The sequence below is a fragment of the Nocardia sp. NPDC049737 genome, from assembly GCF_040674755.1.
Lineage (GTDB): Bacteria > Actinomycetota > Actinomycetes > Mycobacteriales > Mycobacteriaceae > Nocardia.
Genome location: NZ_JBFANH010000023.1, coordinates 80,889 through 100,168 on the forward strand (window position 1 = coordinate 80,889; position 19,280 = coordinate 100,168).

Here is a 19,280-nt window from a genome sequence, read left to right on the forward strand (position 1 = left end):
CGGGGATACCGTTTGATATGGTCAAGATCTCCGGATAGTCGCAGGTCGAGAGGGTGGGGATGGCGCACCGATTGAAATTGATGCTGCTCGCGGCGGCCGCGCTGCCGGGGCTGGTCGCGTGCGGGAGTTCGACGAGCGGTAATCCGAGCGCCAGCAGTGAGACGATTGCGGCATCGGTCAAGCTGTTCGATCCGTGCACGCAGATCCCAGATGACACGGTGGTGGCGGCGGGGCTCAAGCCTGCGACCAAAGAGAGCGGCATCGCTGGGGTCCACCAGTCGGGGTGGGAAATCTGTGCCTGGAACGGACGAACGTACTCGCTCACTGTCTACTCAACGGGACGAACCGTCGACGAGTTCGAGCACAAAGCTGGAAACGTCGATTTCCAGGATGTTGTGATCGGTGGCCGTCAGGGTCGACAGTTCCGAGTCGACGGCGCTTCCAAGGATCTGGGCTGCGATGTGGTGTTCCCCGCGTCTCAGGGCGTCCTGCAACTGGGACTGTTGAACTATGCGGGCGTGGACAACCTCGACGACCCTTGCACACTTCTGACTCGCATCGGTGCGTCGATCGTTCCAGTTCTGCCGAAATGACAGGGGGTTCTCATGAGTCAGTCCGAATTAGCACAATGGCAGCGGTTCGCAGAACAAGCACGTAGCGGTGAGTTGTATCTGGACAGCGAAGAGGCAGCGCGGCAATGCCTCACGGCGTGCGATCAGCGAATGCAGGACCTCCAGGATATGGCACGGTACACTCGGCAGGCGCAAAACGTTTCCGGCTTCGGCGATTTCCACATGGCCGATGATCTGGTCAAGATGTTCAAAGGCCAAGCGACCGGCGAAGCCAACTCTATCGACGCCATCATTCGTGAACACATCGAAGTAGTCAAAGACATGGGCGAGATAATGGCCCTATCAATCAAACGTATTACCGGCCAAGACGTTACCAACTCCGCGTACTTCAACACCAGTACCGAATCGATGGGCGGATAAGCCATAGCGCCACCGCTCGTTCAGTCGATCAAATAGTCCCCTCCGAATGTTCCTGAGGCGTAATCACTTCCGCCCAGTACCCGTGCCGCACCGCATTCCACAACCGGGACAGGTTCGGGTATTTCTCACGCATATCGGCCAGGTCGGGCGCAGCCGCCTCCACATCGACGTTCAGCAATGGACGCGCGCTATCGATAAGGCTGCGCACGAGCATAATTCGGATACTCCAGTGGTCGATCTTCCAGATGGCCGCCCACCCGTCGACCTCGGCACGACGCTCACACATATTCGGCCCCCGTAGCGAGTCAATTCCTCTGGTCTGCTGTGCCATTCGCGCCGGGCACCGGCAGCGCCAGCTCCGACAACCTTTCCAGTACCTCCCGCAGCGTCCGTAGCGGCGGGGCGCCACACACCGATGGTTGCGCGTCCAGCGGCGGGAAGGCGGCATTTCGGGCCGCGGCTCGCTCGCGCGGCGTCAGCGTCTGCGGCGCGAGATGACCTGCGGCCACCAGTGTGTAGTACGCCGCCGATTTCCAGATGCACAGATCGACCCGGCAGACCCGATGCTGTCGCATCAGCTCATGCGCCAGTGACACATCGGCACGGCCGCATACCAGAGTAGCCGCAGCGCCGGCAACGACACATGTGTGGAGATTGCGCAGGGATGGGGGCAAGGTCGGGGTGCGCGACTCGAAAAACCCGACCGGCCAAGCACTCGTCTTCACACCCACCGAGTGGGACGCCTTCACCGCTGGCATCCAGAACGGCGAGTTCAACTGCCCCTCTCAGCAAACCCGAAGCCACTCCCTAACTTGACGGTTCAACTGCCGGGGCGCTCACCAGGATGAGGCCGCGTCGCAGGGATCACGTGTAATCCATTGGCAGTGAGTGTAGTTCGAGACGACGAGTTCGTCGATTCTGCCGTCTGCGAGCAACGAACGACCTAAACTCGAAATGCGGGACCTGGTGATCACTCTGGACTACAGAGCCTATGAACAGGCTGGACCACGGAGGTGTTTGCACATGCCGGAGAAGGTTCGACGCGCCAGAATATCCACCCGGGCCCGCAAGTCCGCCGCCAAGCGGACCTCGACAGACTCGCCTCATGGCAGCCGAGGGAGTTCGCAGTCAGGAGCGGGGGACGCGTTCACCGCGATCACCACTCCCCACCCATTGCAGACGGGCTTATCCGATTACGCGATCTGGGTGAGCATGTTCATGTCCGGCGCCGAGGCCGAGAATGATCCGAGCACGTACCGCCGCGGGCGAGTATGGGCCTGAGTAAGTAGCGGAATCGCCGACTCGAATCACATACGCCTCGTACGCGCGCAATAACGACGCGCGCAATAACGAGTAGAAGCGCACATGCCCGACTGCGATGTTCCTGCGGGCATTTCAAACATGCTCTCGGCGATAGGCACATGACTCTCGTCATCGCTGATGGTGGCGAGTGAGTGAAAGAGTGTTTCCGAGTAGAAGGAGATGTGTTATGTCGCAGTTTCTTCCGCAACTGTCGGAACCCGTCGAACGGGAACCGATCCGCGCCGTCCGTGGTGATGACACCGCGGTAGAGCAGTCGTGGGTTGATGGAGTTTGGTACCACCTCTTCGCAGACGACGCGGAGTGATTTAGCGCCGGAAACGGCGGCGCCGTCCGGTCCGGGAATGGTGTGGGGCGGGCGGCGTCGCGCTCGGTGAATTCGCGGCGCTAGTCGGCTTCCGGACAGGGGATTTCGAGAATGGTGGAATTGGCGGAGATCGCGGGCCTGGGAGAGTTGTGGAAGGAAACCGCAGGGGCCGAGGAGATTTGTGTCGCCGTTGTGGACGGCGATGCGGATCTGGATCATCCTGCGTTCACAGGTGCGTCGATGGCTCGCTTGTCAGGGCCGTGGCCGCGTGCGGGATTCGACGGGGAGAAGACTCGGCACGGCACACATGTGGCGAGTGTCCTGTTCGGTCGTCACGACGGACCCGTGCCCGGGGTGGCTCCGGGATGTTGCGGGCTGGTCGTGCCGGTGTTCTCGGACGGCAAGTCGACATCGCAGCTGGATTTGGCGCGTGGCATCGAAGCAGCGGTGGACGCCGGGGCGCATGTGATCAATCTCAGCGGTGGTCAGTTCTCGGCGTCCGGGGAGGCGGAGGACCTCCTGCGGCGCGCGGTGGAGTTGTGCACGGAGCGGAACGTATTGCTGGTCGCGGCTGCGGGAAACGACGGGTGTCAGTGCGCGCATGTTCCTGCGGCTCTCGGGTCCGTCATCGCGGTCGGCGGACTCGACGGCGACGGTATGGCATTGGAGTCGAGCAACTTCGGCGTGGAGTACGCCGAGCACGGGATCCTGGCGCCGGGTGTGGAGATATTGGGTGCGGTGCCCGGTGGTGGCGCCGCACGAGCGACCGGCACGAGTATGGCGACACCGATCGTGTCGGGTGTGGCGGCGTTGCTGTTGAGCCTGCAACTGCGGCGAGGCGAAAGGCCGGACCCGCACGCCGTTCGAACGTTGTTGCTGGCCACCGCGGACCCATGCGTGGGGGCCGAGCAGATGTGTCGCCGGTATTTGTCGGGAAAGTTGAACATAGGGAGAGCCATGGCCATGCAGGAGAACATCTCGACACATGCGGACGCCGAGGCGAATGCGGTCCTGTCGTGCGCGACGACCCATGTCGCCGGCTATACGGCGCCGGTGCGCGGTACGCAGACCTCGGATGCCCCAGTTGTCGCGGCGCAGCCGGACCCGACCACGATGGACGTAGCGCCCGCGCTAGCGGTAACCCAGTCGGCCGAGTCGGTGAAGGTGACGTGGACGCCGCTGGTGTATGCGTTGGGGACGCTGGGATACGACTTCGGCACCGAGGCGCGCAGGGACTCGTTCAAACAGTTGATGGCGCCGGTCACCATCGATGGCAGTACGGTTCCGGCGAACCCGTACGACTCGCGGCAGATGGTGGATCATCTGCTCGCGCATCCGTCCGAGGCGCGGTCGCTGATCTGGACGTTGAACCTCGAGCTGACCCCCATCTACGCGCTGGAACCACTGGGGGCGTATGGATCCGAGGTGTACGGCGTGTTGACCACGCTGCTTGCCGGTGAAGTCGCCGCCGAGGCAGACGCCGACTACATCGAACGCGTTTCGATACCGGGCAGATTGACCGATCGCAACGTGAAGCTGTTCTCCGGCCAAGTGGTGCCGGTGGTCTCGGTGGAACAGGTCCGCGGATTGTATGGGTGGCGGGTCAACGCGCTGATCGATGCGGCGCTCACCGCAGCGAACAACGCTTCCGGCGAAGCACAGGAGGACGCGGTGCGTGGTTCGCTGCGGGAGTTCTTGACCCGGGTGTACTACGACTTGCGCAACCTCGGTTCGACATCGCGGGATCGGGCGCTGAACTTCGCCGCCACCAACGCGTTCCAGGCCGCGCACACCTTTGCCGACGCCATCGCCGTCGGGATGGCGCTCGACGACATCGATGTGCAGAAAAGCCCCTACAGCCGGATGGACTCCGACTCGTGGGATGTCAAGTTGCGGTTCTTCGACCCGGAGAACTCGCGGCGCGCCCGCAAGGTGTTCCGATTCACCATCGACGTATCCGATCTCATGCCGGTCACCCAGGGTGACATGCGCGCATGGTCCGAATCCGGCAGCTAGCTAGGAGTCCACCATGAGATTGCCGCCACAAGCACCACCGGTCCCGCGGCCGGATCTCGTGCAGCCGCACCGCACGGTCGATGTCGTGCACGGCACAGCGCAGCAGCTGATTTCCATCCGCATCCAGCTCATGCACGGCGCCAACTTCAGCGACCCGCAGTATTGGGCGTGGCCGTCGTACTCGCGAGCACAACAGTCCAGTCACGGAGGATGCGGTGCCTGACCTGGCCGACATAGCGGGAATTCCGCAGTTGTGGGCGTTGACCACGGGCGATCCGCGCGTGCGGGTCGCCTTGGTCGACGGCGGACCGATCGAGTTGTCGCACCCGTGTTTCGACGGCGCCGCCATCGTCGAGGTAGCCGATTCTTGGCACGACCGCGGCGACGACTCCACCGAAGAAGGCCGGGCAGGGGCGGAACACGGCACCTGGGTCGCAAGCGTGCTGGTCGGCCAACACGCAAGCCCCGCACCTGGTTTGGCGCCGCAATGTACCTGCATCATCGTCCCCGCGCTCTCCGATGAAGCCCACGCCGTCGATCCGGTCAACGCTGCGAGAGCGATCGAGGCCGCCGTTGGTGCGGGCGCGAACATCATCGTCCTGGAACTATGTCTGCCCAGTCGTTCCGGTGATGTCGACGGTTTGCTGCGCGCCGCAGTGGAACACGCCGAACAGCACGGCGTGCTGGTCATCGCCGCTGTGGGAAACGACAGTGGAAACCACAGCTGCTCTCTGGCGAGTCTGCCTACCGTCCTCGCGGTCGGAGCCCACGACGACGACGGAAAGGTCTACGGTTTCACCAACTGGGGGCCGCAGTACCTGCCGAACGCCATCATTGCCCCGGGCGGCAACATGCCCGGTGCCAGCATCGATGACGACAGCGGCGTCAAGCGACACAAGGGCACCAGCTGCTCCGCGCCGATAGTCGCCGGAGTAGCCGCGTTACTGGCCAGTCTGCAACTGGCCCGCGACGATCGAATCGACCCGCTCGCAATCCGTCAGGCGTTGCTGGATTCGGCGCTGCCGTGTGCGGATGCCGACACGGACGACCAACCGGCCCGCTGCCTGGCCGGCAAACTGAACGTGCCCGGTGCGACGCGGATCGTGCACGACTCCGCAGGATCGGGTGCAGTGGTTTCGGCCGTGGCGTCACGCACGCCGGGGCCGGTGTATGCGCTGGGCACGCTGGGCTACGACTTCGGCACCGAAGCCCGCCGGGATACGTTCAAGCAGCTCATGGCGCCGGTGCGGCTCGACGGTGTCGCCGTTCCCGCCGACCCGTACGACTCTCGACAGATGGTCGACCATCTCGCCGCATATCCCACCGAGGCCCGCTCACTGATCTGGACCGTGAATCTCGAACTCACACCGATCTACGCCGTCGAGCCCACCGGGCCATTCGCCGCTGAGGTCTATCAGACGCTGACCCGGCTGATGGCGGGAGAAGTCCTCGCCGAGAACGATACCGACCACATCGAACGCATCTCCGTCCCCGGCAGGCTCACCGACCGCACAGTACGGCTGTTCTCCGGACAGGCGATTCCGGTGCTCGAGATCGAACAGACTCGGGGTATGTACGGCTGGAAGATCAACACTCTTCTCGATGCCGCCGTCGGCATCGTGGCCACGCGGAGAAACAACGTCACCGAGAACGAAGTCCATCGCAATCTACGTGAATTTCTTACTCGGGTGTATTACGATCTGCGCAATCTCGGCACTGCCTCACGCGACCGCGCATTGAATTTCGCCGCCACCAATGTTTTCCAATCTGTCCACACTATCGCCGATGCACTCGCCGCCGAGATGTCACTGGACGCCATCGGTGTAGAGAAGAGCCCGTTCTGCCGGATGAACAGCGACTGCTGGGATGTCCGACTACGATTCTTCGACCCGGAAAACGGCCTACGCGCACGAAAAGTATTCCGGTTCACTATCGACGTGTCCGACACTCTTCCCGTCACCGTGGGAGACGTGCGCGCCTGGCCCGAACCGAAACCACCACGCATCAGCCCCTCCTCGACGACCGGATCGTAGCCGACCGCGGCCACCTCTGAAATACGGTTCAGCAGCCTCGGTTCGACACAACGAACCGAGGCTGCACCGTCAGCAGGCGTCGACAACAGACGAATCTGGTTGCAGCACAAGCCCATTTACGTAGCCGGCTGATTGCTCACCAACGGTGGGAATCCGATGACGCCGGTTACATGACGTTTCATGACATTGTCGAAGCGAAAAATTCACGGCCTCCGAAGGGGGCCAACCGTCGATGAGGGTTGCATATGGGTTTGCGCGTGTCGGTATTGCGAGAACGGCTGGGGTACCGGCGGATAGCGTCTGTCGCCGCGGCCGTGACGCTCGCGGTCGCACCGCTGATCGTCGTTGCTCCGCAGGCGAATGCGGAAGCCGTCGTCGAGCGAATCGAGCGCAGCTCCCCGCAACAGTGGCAGATGTACGTCCGCTCCCCCGCGATGAAGCGGACCATTCACCTGGACGTGCTGGTGCCCGCGAACCAGTCGGCATCCCGGCCGACTTTGCTGCTGCTGGACGGAAACGGTGCGTCGGAATCTCAGCCGGCGAGCACCTGGACGCTGCGCGGCGGCGCCAAGGAGTTCTTCGCCGACAAACCGGTAAATGTGGTGATGCCGGTAGGCGGCGGCGGAACCTACTACACCGACTGGTTGCAGGACGATCCCAAAATCGGACACCAGAAGTGGGAGACCTTCCTTACCTCGGAACTGCCGCCGCTGATCGACCGTGAACTGAAAGGCAACGGGGTCTACGCCGTCGGCGGACTTTCGATGGGAGCGGGAGCGGCGGCCATTCTCGCCGTGCGCCACCCCGACATGTTCCGAGCCCTGGCAGCCTTCAGCGGTTGCTACTCCACCGACGGTGTCGGCCAGCTCTCGGTGCGCCCCGTGGTCGAATCGAAGGGCGGCAACCCGGACAACATGTGGGGTTCTGCGGGCAACCCGGAGTGGGCGGCGCACGATCCGAGCAAACACCTCGACACGCTGCGCGGCAAACCGGTCCACCTGTACATGGGCACCGGCGTGCCCGGCCCCGACGATGCCCCGTTCGACGATCGCTGGTCGTGGCCCAACGACCCGCTCCGGGCGAACGAGATCGAACAGGTATCGCACGACTGCACCCTCGCTCTCACGCCCGCCATGAAACTCTTCGGCGCCGACCTCTCCATCGACTACGCCGCCGTCGGCGTCCACTCATGGCCGTATTGGAAGACCGCCCTGCCCAAAGCCTGGCCGTCCCTGAAGGCAGGCCTCGGCGTATAAGGGCCAGCGCCCGCCGCGCGCCCCAGCGGTGCACTGTCGGCGATGCTTATCTGCACTAGGCCTATACGGCCAATCCGAAGACCAGACTGAACAAGTCCGGACTTCTCTCGTGGGTTACCAATGCCGTGGTCCTTGGACCACCGCGGGTTGCGGGCTCGCGGAGATCGACATCGACGCTGAGGGGGCCCGTCTCGGCCCGACCGGCCACCGGCTGATTCGGGTCCGAGACATCCTCTTCTGACCACGCAACCTACGTCTGCTGTCTCCTGAGGTACTCCGGGTCGAGGGTTACTACATCCCAGGAGGTGTTGGTCGGTCCTGGGCCGCATTCCACGATTTGCGGTGCATCAGTGCCGGAGATCAACATCCAGCGGGGTAGCTCAGCATGGTCTGAGCGTGCCAATCGAGTCGAGGTAGGTGGTGGTGGCGACAATCGCGATGGCGAGGCCGAGTACGAAGGCCAATTCTCGATCACGGTGGTTGGTGCGGTGGTCCATGGCTTCCTCCCGTGGCGGTAGCTGTAGTCGGTGCGGTATCCGGATACGGCGGGGCCGGCGCGCGGTGTTGCTGGCACGCCGGGCCCCACGATGAACTGTCCCGGTCAGGGCAGGTTCTGGGTGAAGAAGTTGGTCAGCTTGTCGAAGGGGATGAGTTCGGTGCGGTCGTAGAGGTCGACGTGGCCGGCGCCGGGCACGATCACCAGTTCTTTGCGGTCACCGGCGAGGCGGTAGGCCTCTTCGCTGAATTCGCGGGAGTGGGCGTTCTCGCCGGTGATGAACAGCATCGGCCGCGGAGAGATGGTCTCGATGTCGTTGAACGGGTAGAAGTTCATGAACTTCGCGTTGCTCGACAGCGTCGGATGGGTCGTGGTGTCCGGGCTGGCGCCCTCGGGAGTCACGGCTCCGCGCTGGGTGCGGTAGAAGTCGTAGAACTCGCGCTCGATAGGGGTCGATTCGGCCGTCAGCTCGTGAACGGTGCCGCTGGTGTATTCGGTGGGGCCACCGGTGAATTCGACATCACGCTGTGCGGCGGCTCGAGCGAGGATCGCCTGACGCTGCTCGGGAGTGACGGAATGGTTGAGCCCGTTGCGGTTGGCTGCGCCCATGTCGTACATGCTGACGGTGGCCACAGCTTTGATGCGGGGGTCGATCTTGGCGGCGGAGATGACGAAGCTGCCGCTGCCGCAGATTCCCAGAGCACCGATGCGTTCGGGATCGACAGTGTCTTGGGTGCGCAGGTAGTCGACACCGGCGGAGAAGGTTTCGGTGTAGAGGTCAGGGGCGACGGCGTTGCGGGGTTCACCGCCGCTGCCGCCCCAGAACGCCAGGTCCAGGGCGAGGGTGACGAAGCCTTGTTCGGCCATCTTGGTGGCGTAGAGGTTGGCGCTCTGCTCCTTGACCGCGCCCATCGGATGCCCGACCACCATCGCCGCGGCCCGGGTGCTGGGGGCGAGGTTCTTGGGGACGAACAAATTGCCGGTGACGTCCATCTGGTACTGGTTCTTGAACGTCACCGGCTGCATGGTGACCTGGTCGCTGGTGTAGAAGTTGTCCGCGCCGCGCGACAGGTCACCGGGGGCCAGGCCCGCGATCGGTGTCACAGGCGTGGCGGATGTTGTGGCCGAGTTGGCGCCGGAGCAGGCCGAGGCGGCCAGAACTGCGAGGGTGGCGATACCGGCGCCGGCGATGCGGGTCCAGCGGCGCGGATGTCGTCGCACGGTCGTGATGGTGGTCATGGTGGTACTCCTGGTGCAGGTTTCTTCGGTGGTCAGACAGTGAGCAGGGTTTTGATCGCGCGGCGTTCGTCCATCGCCTTGTAACCCTCCGCGACGTTGTCCAGAGGGAGAGTGAGGTCGAAGACCTTGCCGGGGTCGATCGTTCGATTCCAGATACGGTCGATGAGGTCGGGCAGGAACCGGCGCACGGGGGCGGGGCCGCCAAGAAGGTGGACTTCGGCGAAGAACAGCTGGTCGGCGGGCAGGGTGACGCCGTCGTGGGCGACACCGACGTAGCCGACGTGTCCACCGGAGCGCGCGGAGTTGATGGCCTGCATCATCGATTCCTGGCTCCCGACGGCCTCGATGACACTGTGGGCGCCGAGACCGTTGGTGAGATCCTTGATCGCGGCCACACCTTCGTCGCCGCGGGTTTCGACGATGTCGGTGGCGCCGAACTCGCGGGCCAGAGCCTGACGATCGGCGTGACGCGACATGGCGATGATCCGTTCGGCGCCGAGTTGTTTGGCAGCCAGGACACCCATCAGCCCGACTGCGCCGTCGCCTACCACGGCCACGGTCTTTCCGGGTCCGGCCGCGGCGGCGTCGGCGGCGAACCAGCCGGTGCCCAGCACGTCGGACGCGGCCAGCAGCGACGGGATCAGGTCGGGTTCGGGCATGGCGGGGGTGGCGACGAGGGTGCCGTCGGCGTAGGGGATGCGCGCGAGTTCGGACTGGGTGCCGATGGTGCCGGCGACGAATGAGCCGTGCACGCAGCGGGATTGGAATCCGGCACGGCAGATCTCGCAGGTGTTGTCGGAGATCACGAAGGAGCCGACGACGAAGTCACCGACGTTCAGGGTGTGCACGTCGGAACCGATTTCTTCGACGACACCGACGTATTCGTGCCCCATGAGGGTGTGATCGACCGGTTCGACACCACGGTAGGGCCACAGGTCCGAGCCGCAGATGCAGGTGGCGGTGAGCCGGATGATCGCGTCGGTGGGTTCGACGATTTTGGGGTCTTCGCGGTCGACGACGCGAACATCGCCGGGGGCGTACATGACAACTCCACGCATGGGGTGTGTCCTCTCGATTCAGGGTGGTTCAGCGGGCGATGTAGCCGCCGTCGACGGGCAGTGCGACGCCGACGACGTACATCTGGGTGACCATCGGGGTTTCGATGGCTCCCGGGCAGATGGCGTTGACATGCCGCGTGGCACGAGGGATGCCCTTTCTGTTCGGTGCTCAGGCGGCGGTGATGGTGAGGGTGGTGCCGGCGTTGGCGGCGGTGATCGCGTCGAGACCGCCCTCGATCTCGCCGATCATCACGATCCCGGGGGCGGGGATGCGGAAACCGTCTTCGCGGTAGTAGATGGCCAGGTCGTGGCTGGGCGCCCAGTAACCCAGTTGCCCGGCGCGGTAACCGGATTGGCCCTGCCCGTCGGCGAGTTCACGCGGCAGCGTCCCGGCCTTCTCCCGGCCGCCGAGATCGTGAATGGTGAGGGTGACCGGTAGCAGCGAGGCGAAATCGCGGGCGGTGGGGTTGTCGTGGAGCCGCGCGGTGGCTTCGCTGATACCGATACGCAGTCGGATCTGCATGAACGTTTCCTCCTGACCTGGCGGTGTCGTCGCCGGTTGCGAGGCACGCGCGGGTGGGGCCGGGGTAGTTGTTTCCGGGGCGTCGGAGCAGGCGGTGATCACCGCCGTGGCCGCTATCGCGCTCACGGCGATCAGGGTGCACGGGTAGCTCCTGTCGGTTGCGGTGCGGCGCATGCTCAGCTCACTCCGGTCAGAACCCGCTGGGGCTGCCGGCCGGGTCGCGTCGGCGTGTTGTCGCTGCGCGGACCAGTTCGGTTGGCGGCGAGGAAAGCGATCGGGATCAGCGCGGTCGTGGTGATCGTCGCGCCCAGCACCGCGGGTCCGGTCACGCCGAGGGCGGTGGACAGGGTGGTCGCAGCCAGTGCCGAACCGGCGGCGGTGCCGAGGTTGAACGCCGCGGTCGCCAGGGAGGACGCCAGCCGGGAGCCGTGCCCGGCGAACCGCATAGTCTGCGCGATCAGCACCGGGTTCGCCCCCAAACCCGACGCACCCAGCGCGACGACCAGGGCGACGACGATCGTCGAGTGGCTCGCCGTCGCAGCGAGGACGAGCAGCAGTAGCGAGGTGGCGGCGATCGCGGTGGTGATGGTGCCCAGCGGCCACCGGTCACCGAGCCGACCGCCCAGCGCAGTACCGGCCAGCGCACCGATACCGAATCCGACCAGCACCAGCGGGACCAGCGCCGTGGCAATACCGGCGCGGTCGGTCAGCAGCGGGCTGATGAAGCTGTAGGCGCCGAGGAACCCGGCCTGGGCCAGGGTGATCGCCGCCAGCACCGCCCACACCCGCCACGGACGTACCGCGGCGACCTCGGCCCGCACCGACACCTCGTCCGTGACGCGGTGGGAGGTCGCGGGGGCAAAGCGCAGCACGGCGACGATGGCGGGAACAGCCAGTGCGGCGAGGATCCAGAATGGGCCACGCCATCCGGTGAGCTGCCCGGCGAAGGTGCCCAACGGAACGCCGGCGACCACCGCCAGGCTCAACCCGCCCGACATCACCGCCAGCGCCAGCGCGCTCGCCCCCGGTCCCGCGGCCGCCGCGGCGACGACCGCGCCGGTCGCCCAGAACGTGCCGGTCGCCAGCGCCGTCACCACCCGGGAGACGGTGACGACGGTGAACGAGTCGCTGACCGCGGCCACCACGTGCCCGGCCGCGAACACCGCCAACGCACCGACCAGTGTGGCCCGAGCGGGCAGCCGCAGGGTGGCCAGCGCCATGACCGGCGGGCCGATGATCATGCCGACCGCGAACGCGGTAACCAGCAGGCCGGCCCGGGCGATGTCGACCCCGAGATCGGCGGCCACGTCGGGCAACAGGCCGGCGATCATGAACTCGGTCGTGCCCATCAGGAAGATCCCGGCGGCCAGCACGTACACCAGCACAGGCAAACGGGTGCTCGGGCGGTCGATGGTCGGCGTGCTCATCTCACCTCGTCGATGTCGAAGAATTGCGGGACTCGGAGCTGTCGGCTCCGCAATCCATGCAACGCGGCGCAGCGCGGTTGTGGGAGGTGTAGATCAGAGGGGTGCTGGCAACACCCCTCTCACAGCACCTGGCAAACACGCAGGCCACGGGCCTAGCCTCGATCACATGGAGTCGAGCAGCCGCGCCGCCGAGATCGGCCAGTTCCTGGCCTCACGCCGCGCCAAGATCACCCCCGAAAAGGTCGGGCTGCCGGTCTACGACGCCGCCAAGCGCCGCGTCCCGGGCCTGCGCCGCCAGGAAGTCGCCACCCTGGCCGGGCTGTCGGTGGACTACTACACCCAGATCGAACGCGGCAAGGTCAACAGCGTCTCCGAGTCGGTGCTCGACGCCATCGCCCGCGCGCTGGAACTCGACGACGCCGAACGCTCCCACCTGTTCGATCTGCACGGCAACGCCCTGATCAGCCCGCAACGACGCCCGCGCCGCGCCGCGAAGACCGTCCGTCCGGGCGTGCAGAGCCTGCTCGACACCTACAGTGGGCCCGCCTTCGTCCGCAACGCCCGCCACGACCTGGTCGCGGGCAACCAACTCGGCTACGCCTTCTACAGCCCCCTTTACCCCGACCCCCTGCACCCGGACGTCTCCAAGCCGGTGAACTTCGTGCGGTTCTGCTTCCTGGACCCACGCGCCCACGACTTCTACCCCGGCTGGGACCACATGGCCGACGGTGCGGTCAACCTGCTACGCACCGACGCCGGCCGCGACCCCTATGACCGCGGCATCTCCGACCTGGTCGGCGAACTGTCCACCCGCAGCGAGGAATTCCGGGTCCGTTGGGCCAAACACAATGTGCGCCTGCACTACACCGGCACCAAATCCTTCCATCACCCCGTCGTCGGCGACATCAGCATCGGCTACGAAACCATGCCGCTGCCCGCCGACCCCGGGCTGGTCGTCAACTTCTACACCGTGCAACCGGCCACCCCGTCGGCTGATGCGATGACCCTGCTCGGTACCTGGGCCGCCACCAACATTCACCTGCCCGCGCCCGCCGATCAACCCGCCACCACGGCCGGCGAATAGCTCGTCACCCCAGCGTTTTGAGAGGAAGAGATGACCACGATGGCGATATGCCGGTCACGGAGGGGTTTCCACGGCGGTGACCGATCCGATTCGAGGCACAGACGCCAGGCGTTGCGCGGTCGGCGGCGCGCGGTCAGCGGCGCGCGGTCAGCGGCGCGCGGCGTCGCTTTCTCGGCTGACCGCGCACCTTTTGCGCGCAACGCCGGGACTGGTCGGAGGTGCGCGGCTGACTGATAGCGAGCGGTGGCGGGGAATACGGTGCGTGTGGTTTGGGTTACACACCGTAGCCGTGGTGTCTGCGCGGCGGAATCCAGTGCGACGGTGGGAGATTCGATGAGCGTACGAGCGGTATGGAACGGCACGGTGTTGGCCGAGAGCGACGACACCGTAGTGGTCGAGGGCAATCATTACTTTCCGGCGGGAACACTGAAGACGGAGTACTTCCGGGACAGCGATACGCATACCGTGTGCGGATGGAAGGGGCTCGCGTCCTATTACACGGTCGAGGTTGAAGGCGCGAAGAATCCGGATGCCGCGTGGTACTACCCGGATCCGAAGCCGGAGGCCGAGCAGGTGCGCGATCGGGTCGCGTTCTGGAAGGGCGTCGACATCGTCGAGGTGTAGTCCGCTCGGGGCGTCGGCGCGCAGAGGTGGCGGGTACCGGGTAAGAACGATGGCATGCGACATCCGGCCAGTCCGATCCTCAATGCGCTGACCTTCATGCCCGATCGGCAGATCGTGCAGACGCCGTCGGTCCTCGAGATGGACTACACCGAATTGTCCATCCGCACGACGGACGGCGAGATACTGCAGGGGTGGTGGTTGCCCGCCGCCCGCTCGATCGGGCACGTCCTGTTCGCGCACGGCAATGCGGGCAATATCGGCGACCGGGTGCCGATCTATGCGCTGCTCACCCAAATCGGTTTGGACGTACTGACTTTCGACTACCGCGGCTACGGCCGCAGCACCGGGCGCCCCACCGAGTACGGCACCTACCTCGATGCCCACGCGGCGCGGGAGGTGCTGCTGAAACAGCCTGGCGTCGATCCGGATCGAGTGCTCTATCTCGGGAAATCGCTCGGCGGCGGGGTGCTGCTCGAACTGGCGACCGAGCATCCGCCCACAGGACTGATTCTGATGTCCACTTTCACCGGTCTGCGTGACGCGGCCCGCTCGGTATATCCATTCCTGCCCAGCCCGTTCGTCCCGGACGCCTATCCGAGCCTGCGCCGCATCCGCAAGCTGCGCGCACCTATCTTGATCATGCACGGCGACCAGGACGAACTGCTGCCGCTGCGGCACGCCGAGCGGCTGTACGCGGCCGCACCCGAACCGAAGCGATTGGTGGTCTTTCCCGGCGGCGGTCACAACGATCTGATCATCTCGGCCAGGGTCAGTTGGCCGGATCTGATCCGCACTTGGGCGAGTGATCTGCTCAACCCGTGACGGCGCTCGTGCGTAGCCTGGCGATATGAGCGATTTGGGTGAGATCACCGCGCGCCTCGCGGCACTGTCCGATGACGAACTCTTGGCAGTGCTCGGTACCGCCACCGCGGGGCGGCCTCGGCTCTCGTGGGTGCACACCGCGGTCGCGGAAGCCTCGGGCCTCGGTCATGCGGGCCCCGATGCGGGTGTGAGTCCCACCACGGTCACGCCGCAACCGCATGATCAAGAGTCGGGCGTCGGCGCATCCGAGCAGGTCGGAGGCTTTTCTCCGGTACCGGCAGTACCGGTACCGCCGACCGGTATCCCGTCCGGGTCCGAGGTGGGCGGATATTCGTCCGGCGGCGTACCTACTTTCGAGTCAGTTCGCGATAAGGTCGAGCAGCGTTTCGGTACCGCGCAGGGGATGGGCGAACTCGACCGGCAGACTCCTGCGGGCCGCAGCGCCGACGAACAATGGGAGACGCGCGAGAAAGCGGCGCGTGAGCGTCTGGCTCAGATACGGAAATCGTTGCACGGCAATGATGTCGAATGAACGATCCGTAAGCTGACCGAGCGCGACGGACTACGAATGTGATGGTGATATTCGATGAGCGAGCCGCGTGAGATCGCCGAACGGCTACTCGATGCCCAAGTGGAATTCCTGCTGGCCGAGGTGAGCGGCGAGCGCTTCACCGAGGTCGTCGCTCGTGACGTGGAATCGGTGATCGAGGTGGCCGACACCCTCATCTTCCGCGATATCGTCGGCATCGACCAGGCCAAGGAGACGGTTCGCACCGTCATCGACCTGATCGGCGGCAGTCCGGTCATCGCGGATATGGTCGGGGTATTCGCCGACTCGATCTACGACAATATCGCCGCCAACAACGACTACACCCTCGGGCAGGTCGTCGACCGCGAACCGGTCGAGGCACTGCTGGAGAAGATCTTCGGTATGCACCAGGCACAGGAGCGCATCCTGGAGCGGCTCACCGAGAGCCCGCTGGTCGCCACCGTCGCCTCGAAGTTCGTGGATAAGCTGATCTCCGATTTCATGGAGGCGAACAGGCAGATCGCGGGCAAGATTCCGGGTGTCTCCTCGCTGATCTCCATGGGACAGTCGGCGGCCAAGACCGCCAAGAAGGCCACCGAAAGCACCTTCATCGGCGATATGGCGGGCAAGGGCGCGGTATTCGCGCTCAAGCGCACCAACAATGCCATTCGGGAGATGTTGCGCGACGCTCCGGTACACGATGCCGCGATGGAGTTCTGGGATCTGCACGCCGATGAGCCGGTGAGCGGTCTGCGGGACTACCTGACCCAGAAGGATCTGAACGAACTGGTGCTGCTCTGCTACGAGATCGCGGTCACCACCAGGGAGAAGGAGTATTTCGGGCTGCTCGTCGACGAGTGCGTGGATGTCTTCTTCACCAAATACGGCGATTACACGCTGGCCGCGATGCTGCCGGAACTCGGTCTGTCCGGCGACGATATCGCCAAGGAGATCCTGCGCTACGGCCCCGCCGTTATCGAGGGCGCGAAGCGAAATGGCGTGCTGGGCAAGCTGATTCGGGAACGACTCGAGCCGTTCTACACCTCGGACGTGGTGCTCGGAATCCTGGGTGAGGCCACCAGCTGATCCGGCGGGCCCACGCCCGGCACGACCGGGCGTGGGCACTCAACGGGCGAGGTGATCGCCGTTGCGGACCTCTTCGACTGTGCGGCTGATCATTTCGCGCAGTGTCGAGGTGATGCGCTGGCGATCGGTCGGCTTCACGATGACGGTGCGACTGCCGAAACTTACATAGCGCCCATCATTTTCGAAATCTGTGATCTGGAAGTCCTTGCGGCCCTTGGTATGCCGATTGTCCACACTGCCGAGCGGGTAGACGCCGACATGCACGGTGGCAGTGGTCGGCCGACGGAAGAACTTGTCGAACTCCTCGCGAATCGTCGGACGCCACGCGTCGCGCACCACGGGCGGTGGCTTCTCCAATTCCTCGACCGGCACCTGCATCGGTTTGCCTTGTCCCGGACGGGTTTCCGGCAATACATCGACGACGGCGGGGGCCAGGTCATCGGCCGATAGGAACAGCAGGTCCACATCTCCGCCGTGCTCGTGATCGGGCCCCGGCTCCTGGATCGCCAATGCGGCGTGCTGAAAATGCACGCCACCGTGTGCGCGAATCTTCCACTCGTTACGCGGACCGTGGAACCCCGCCACCTCCACGCGCGCCTCCGGTGCCAGCAGCACCTCGACGGACCGCACCAGATCGTCGTCCAACTGTGGGACCACCACCTCGGCCGCGGCCCGACGCAACCGATTCGAATCTTCCTGGAAGACCTCGGTGGAGCGATGTCGCAGCGGATACGGGAGCACATCCCGTCCGGTCGACTCCCAGAGCACTCGGAATTCGAGCGCGGTGAAACGCCACCGCCGCGCGGTTGTCATGCGGTCTTCCTGTCTTTCCGGCGATCACAGCTCCGCCTCCCTGGCGCTCGGCTCCGCTGCGATCGTTGACGCTGTGTCCTTGGTGCCCTCGTCGCGTTCGGTCACTCACCGATGACCGGCGGGACCGTCTTCGGCGCGCTGTCGAGCCCGATGAGCTCTTCGCCGTTCTGCTGGTTGATCAAGTAGTCGGGGACGCCCTTGGTGGACTCGTTCTCGTCCTTGCCGCCGCGGCTGCCGGGTGAGCCCATGCCGGACATACCGCTGCGGCCCGTGGTCGCGGCGGTGGTCGTTGCCGCCGCGGCGGAGGTAGCGGTGCCGGTGGGTGCGCCGGTGACGGTTCGGCCCGGGGACTGGCTGGTCGTGCCGGGTATGCCACTCGGGCTGCCCGAACCGGTCGACGAGCCTGTGGTGGTCGGCATTGTCGTCGACGACGGGTTGGTCGCGGTGGTATCCGGCTTTGTCGTGGTCGGCTCGGTGCTGGCAGTGGGTGTCGTCGAACTATCCGTCGACTGGGTATTCGACGGGTCGGTGGACTGGCCATCCTCGGTGCTCGCGGGCTCCTGCTTTCCCGTCGGCTCGGTGCCGCCGGTGGAAGTACCGGGCTGGCTGCCACCAGGGCTGTAACCCGGTCCCACGGTGGGAGTTTCGCCCGGCTTGGCGGTGGGGTTATCGGGTTTCGGAATGACCGGGACGTTGGTGTCGGTCTCCTCGATGACCGGCGCGTACACGGTGCGCAGCACGCGAACCGCCTCGGCGTGCGCGGTGCTCTCGGCCTCGTCGTTATCGCGCCAGCCACGGCCCGCTACCCAGTGCCGAGCGTTTTCGACATTCGACCGGAGCTCGGGAGCATGCGGCACAAGGGCTTTGGTCGGTTCCAGGCCGGTTTTGAGTTCGGCGACCTTGCTGCCGGTCAGCTTGGCGGCATTGGCGAGTTGCATGGCCTGGGTGCTGTAGTCGCTGACAGCCTTGGCGACGGCATCGCGCGACGCACCCTTCCAGATGCTTTCATCGGTCGCGCGTTCCATCGCCTTGTTGAAGGTGTTCAGCGAGGTCTCGGCGCGTTTGCCGATCTCATTCCATGCGGTCGCCAGGTTGTCGACGGCAGTGATGTCGATCTTGTCGACCTTTTCACGCAGTTGGGAGGTCGTCGGAGTATCGAAGTCGTCGCGGTTCTTGACCGAACGCGGCCGGTAGTCACCGTGGAAGCCGATGCCATTGGCAGTGCTGCGGACACCGTCGCGCTGTTGGTTGTATTTGGTCTGCACGGCGGCCGGATCGACCCCCGGTTGACGTTCCTCGCCCGCGATCCAATCGGTGAGACTTCCGAGCATCGCGGAGCCGAGATCGCCTGCGCTCCACTCGAACATGCCGAATCCCATGGCTCAACCGCCCATCGATCGCAGCATCAACGTCACTCGGTGCGCCATCCCCACCCTCTCGACCCGTCCGGAGATCCTTACCATATCAAACGGTATCCCCCACCTGCCGCGCGACGAATCGGCTCTGCGCTGGACACTCGACGAGCAAATCGGCCCGCGAGCAGTCCCCCCGGTTTCAGCCGCACAACACCGCGGGCGTCAACCGGCGATCAGGACCAACCCCTCTGGCCATCCCCGACCTGACCATGCGGTGACGCCTCGACCTACGAAAGCGGC

Annotated in this window: 21 protein-coding genes; 13 read left to right on the forward strand and 8 right to left on the reverse strand. The window is 65.1% G+C overall.

Annotated features, from left to right (window positions below; translation table 11 throughout):
- Positions 1 to 80: 80 nt before the first annotated feature.
- Positions 81 to 593 (forward strand): DUF3558 domain-containing protein, encoded by a 513-nt coding sequence (locus AB0J47_RS28055; RefSeq protein WP_364352515.1) that lies wholly within the window; start codon positions 81 to 83, stop codon positions 591 to 593.
- 12 nt (positions 594 to 605) lie between these two features.
- On the forward strand, positions 606 to 992 hold the full coding sequence (locus tag AB0J47_RS28060) for a hypothetical protein (protein ID WP_364352272.1): 387 nt from the start codon (positions 606 to 608) through the stop codon (positions 990 to 992).
- Between the two features lie 28 nt (positions 993 to 1,020).
- On the opposite strand, the gene AB0J47_RS28065 is transcribed toward AB0J47_RS28060, so the two are convergent.
- Positions 1,021 to 1,278, reverse strand: coding sequence for a hypothetical protein (locus AB0J47_RS28065; RefSeq protein ID WP_364352275.1), 258 nt, complete (start codon positions 1,276 to 1,278; stop codon positions 1,021 to 1,023).
- A gap of 19 nt (positions 1,279 to 1,297) precedes the next feature.
- A complete protein-coding gene (locus AB0J47_RS28070; RefSeq protein ID WP_364352527.1) occupies positions 1,298 to 1,723 on the reverse strand; it encodes a hypothetical protein in 426 nt (141 codons plus the stop codon).
- Here AB0J47_RS28070 and AB0J47_RS28075 point away from each other — a divergent pair.
- The 6 genes from AB0J47_RS28075 (at position 1,674) to AB0J47_RS28100 (ending at position 7,924) form a co-directional block, all read left to right on the forward strand.
- The gene (locus AB0J47_RS28075) at positions 1,674 to 1,808 is read left to right on the forward strand and encodes a DUF397 domain-containing protein (RefSeq protein WP_364352518.1); all 135 of its coding nucleotides are present in this window, start codon (positions 1,674 to 1,676) and stop codon (positions 1,806 to 1,808) included. The two genes, AB0J47_RS28070 and AB0J47_RS28075, sit on opposite strands and share 50 nt — an antisense overlap.
- A 207-nt stretch (positions 1,809 to 2,015) precedes the next feature.
- A complete protein-coding gene (locus tag AB0J47_RS28080; RefSeq protein WP_364352278.1) occupies positions 2,016 to 2,273 on the forward strand; it encodes a cyanobactin biosynthesis PatC/TenC/TruC family protein in 258 nt (85 codons plus the stop codon).
- 457 nt (positions 2,274 to 2,730) lie between these two features.
- A complete protein-coding gene (locus AB0J47_RS28085) occupies positions 2,731 to 4,635 on the forward strand; it encodes a PatA/PatG family cyanobactin maturation protease (RefSeq protein ID WP_364352284.1) in 1,905 nt (634 codons plus the stop codon).
- 13 nt (positions 4,636 to 4,648) lie between these two features.
- Positions 4,649 to 4,858 (forward strand): cyanobactin biosynthesis system PatB/AcyB/McaB family protein, encoded by a 210-nt coding sequence (locus tag AB0J47_RS28090; RefSeq protein WP_364352287.1) that lies wholly within the window; start codon positions 4,649 to 4,651, stop codon positions 4,856 to 4,858.
- Positions 4,851 to 6,668, forward strand: coding sequence for a PatA/PatG family cyanobactin maturation protease (locus tag AB0J47_RS28095; RefSeq protein WP_364352290.1), 1,818 nt, complete (start codon positions 4,851 to 4,853; stop codon positions 6,666 to 6,668). The genes AB0J47_RS28090 and AB0J47_RS28095 overlap by 8 nt, the downstream gene beginning before the upstream one ends.
- 245 nt (positions 6,669 to 6,913) lie before the next feature.
- Positions 6,914 to 7,924 carry an alpha/beta hydrolase family protein gene (locus AB0J47_RS28100; RefSeq protein ID WP_364352293.1) on the forward strand — a complete coding sequence of 337 codons (1,011 nt, stop codon included), beginning with the start codon at positions 6,914 to 6,916 and terminating at the stop codon, positions 7,922 to 7,924.
- A gap of 601 nt (positions 7,925 to 8,525) precedes the next feature.
- On the opposite strand, the gene AB0J47_RS28105 is transcribed toward AB0J47_RS28100, so the two are convergent.
- The 4 genes from AB0J47_RS28105 to AB0J47_RS28120 form a co-directional block, all read right to left on the reverse strand.
- Complete coding sequence (locus AB0J47_RS28105; RefSeq protein ID WP_364352296.1) at positions 8,526 to 9,659, reverse strand: alpha/beta hydrolase; 1,134 nt, start codon at positions 9,657 to 9,659, stop codon at positions 8,526 to 8,528.
- 32 nt (positions 9,660 to 9,691) lie between these two features.
- Positions 9,692 to 10,717, reverse strand: a complete 1,026-nt coding sequence (locus AB0J47_RS28110) for a zinc-dependent alcohol dehydrogenase family protein (RefSeq protein ID WP_364352299.1) — start codon at positions 10,715 to 10,717, stop codon at positions 9,692 to 9,694.
- Positions 10,718 to 10,886: 169 nt separating this feature from the next.
- Positions 10,887 to 11,366 carry a cyclophilin-like fold protein gene (locus AB0J47_RS28115; protein ID WP_364352302.1) on the reverse strand — a complete coding sequence of 160 codons (480 nt, stop codon included), beginning with the start codon at positions 11,364 to 11,366 and terminating at the stop codon, positions 10,887 to 10,889.
- A gap of 50 nt (positions 11,367 to 11,416) precedes the next feature.
- A complete protein-coding gene (locus tag AB0J47_RS28120) occupies positions 11,417 to 12,667 on the reverse strand; it encodes an MFS transporter (RefSeq protein ID WP_364352305.1) in 1,251 nt (416 codons plus the stop codon).
- Positions 12,668 to 12,833: 166 nt separating this feature from the next.
- Here AB0J47_RS28120 and AB0J47_RS28125 point away from each other — a divergent pair, with 166 nt between their 5' ends.
- The 5 genes from AB0J47_RS28125 (at position 12,834) to AB0J47_RS28145 (ending at position 16,812) form a co-directional block, all read left to right on the forward strand.
- On the forward strand, positions 12,834 to 13,751 hold the full coding sequence (locus AB0J47_RS28125; protein WP_364352308.1) for a helix-turn-helix transcriptional regulator: 918 nt from the start codon (positions 12,834 to 12,836) through the stop codon (positions 13,749 to 13,751).
- 333 nt (positions 13,752 to 14,084) lie between these two features.
- Positions 14,085 to 14,375 carry a DUF427 domain-containing protein gene (locus AB0J47_RS28130; protein WP_329406503.1) on the forward strand — a complete coding sequence of 97 codons (291 nt, stop codon included), beginning with the start codon at positions 14,085 to 14,087 and terminating at the stop codon, positions 14,373 to 14,375.
- Positions 14,376 to 14,429: 54 nt separating this feature from the next.
- The gene (locus tag AB0J47_RS28135; RefSeq protein ID WP_364352312.1) at positions 14,430 to 15,197 is read left to right on the forward strand and encodes an alpha/beta hydrolase; all 768 of its coding nucleotides are present in this window, start codon (positions 14,430 to 14,432) and stop codon (positions 15,195 to 15,197) included.
- Positions 15,198 to 15,222: 25 nt separating this feature from the next.
- Positions 15,223 to 15,729, forward strand: a complete 507-nt coding sequence (locus AB0J47_RS28140; RefSeq protein ID WP_364352315.1) for a hypothetical protein — start codon at positions 15,223 to 15,225, stop codon at positions 15,727 to 15,729.
- Between the two features lie 54 nt (positions 15,730 to 15,783).
- Positions 15,784 to 16,812 (forward strand): hypothetical protein, encoded by a 1,029-nt coding sequence (locus tag AB0J47_RS28145; RefSeq protein ID WP_364352318.1) that lies wholly within the window; start codon positions 15,784 to 15,786, stop codon positions 16,810 to 16,812.
- A 39-nt stretch (positions 16,813 to 16,851) separates the two neighbouring features.
- On the opposite strand, the gene AB0J47_RS28150 is transcribed toward AB0J47_RS28145, so the two are convergent.
- Positions 16,852 to 17,625 carry an ESX secretion-associated protein EspG gene (locus tag AB0J47_RS28150; protein ID WP_364352321.1) on the reverse strand — a complete coding sequence of 258 codons (774 nt, stop codon included), beginning with the start codon at positions 17,623 to 17,625 and terminating at the stop codon, positions 16,852 to 16,854.
- A gap of 101 nt (positions 17,626 to 17,726) precedes the next feature.
- A complete protein-coding gene (locus AB0J47_RS28155; protein WP_364352324.1) occupies positions 17,727 to 18,992 on the reverse strand; it encodes a hypothetical protein in 1,266 nt (421 codons plus the stop codon).
- Positions 18,993 to 19,280 lie beyond the last annotated feature (288 nt).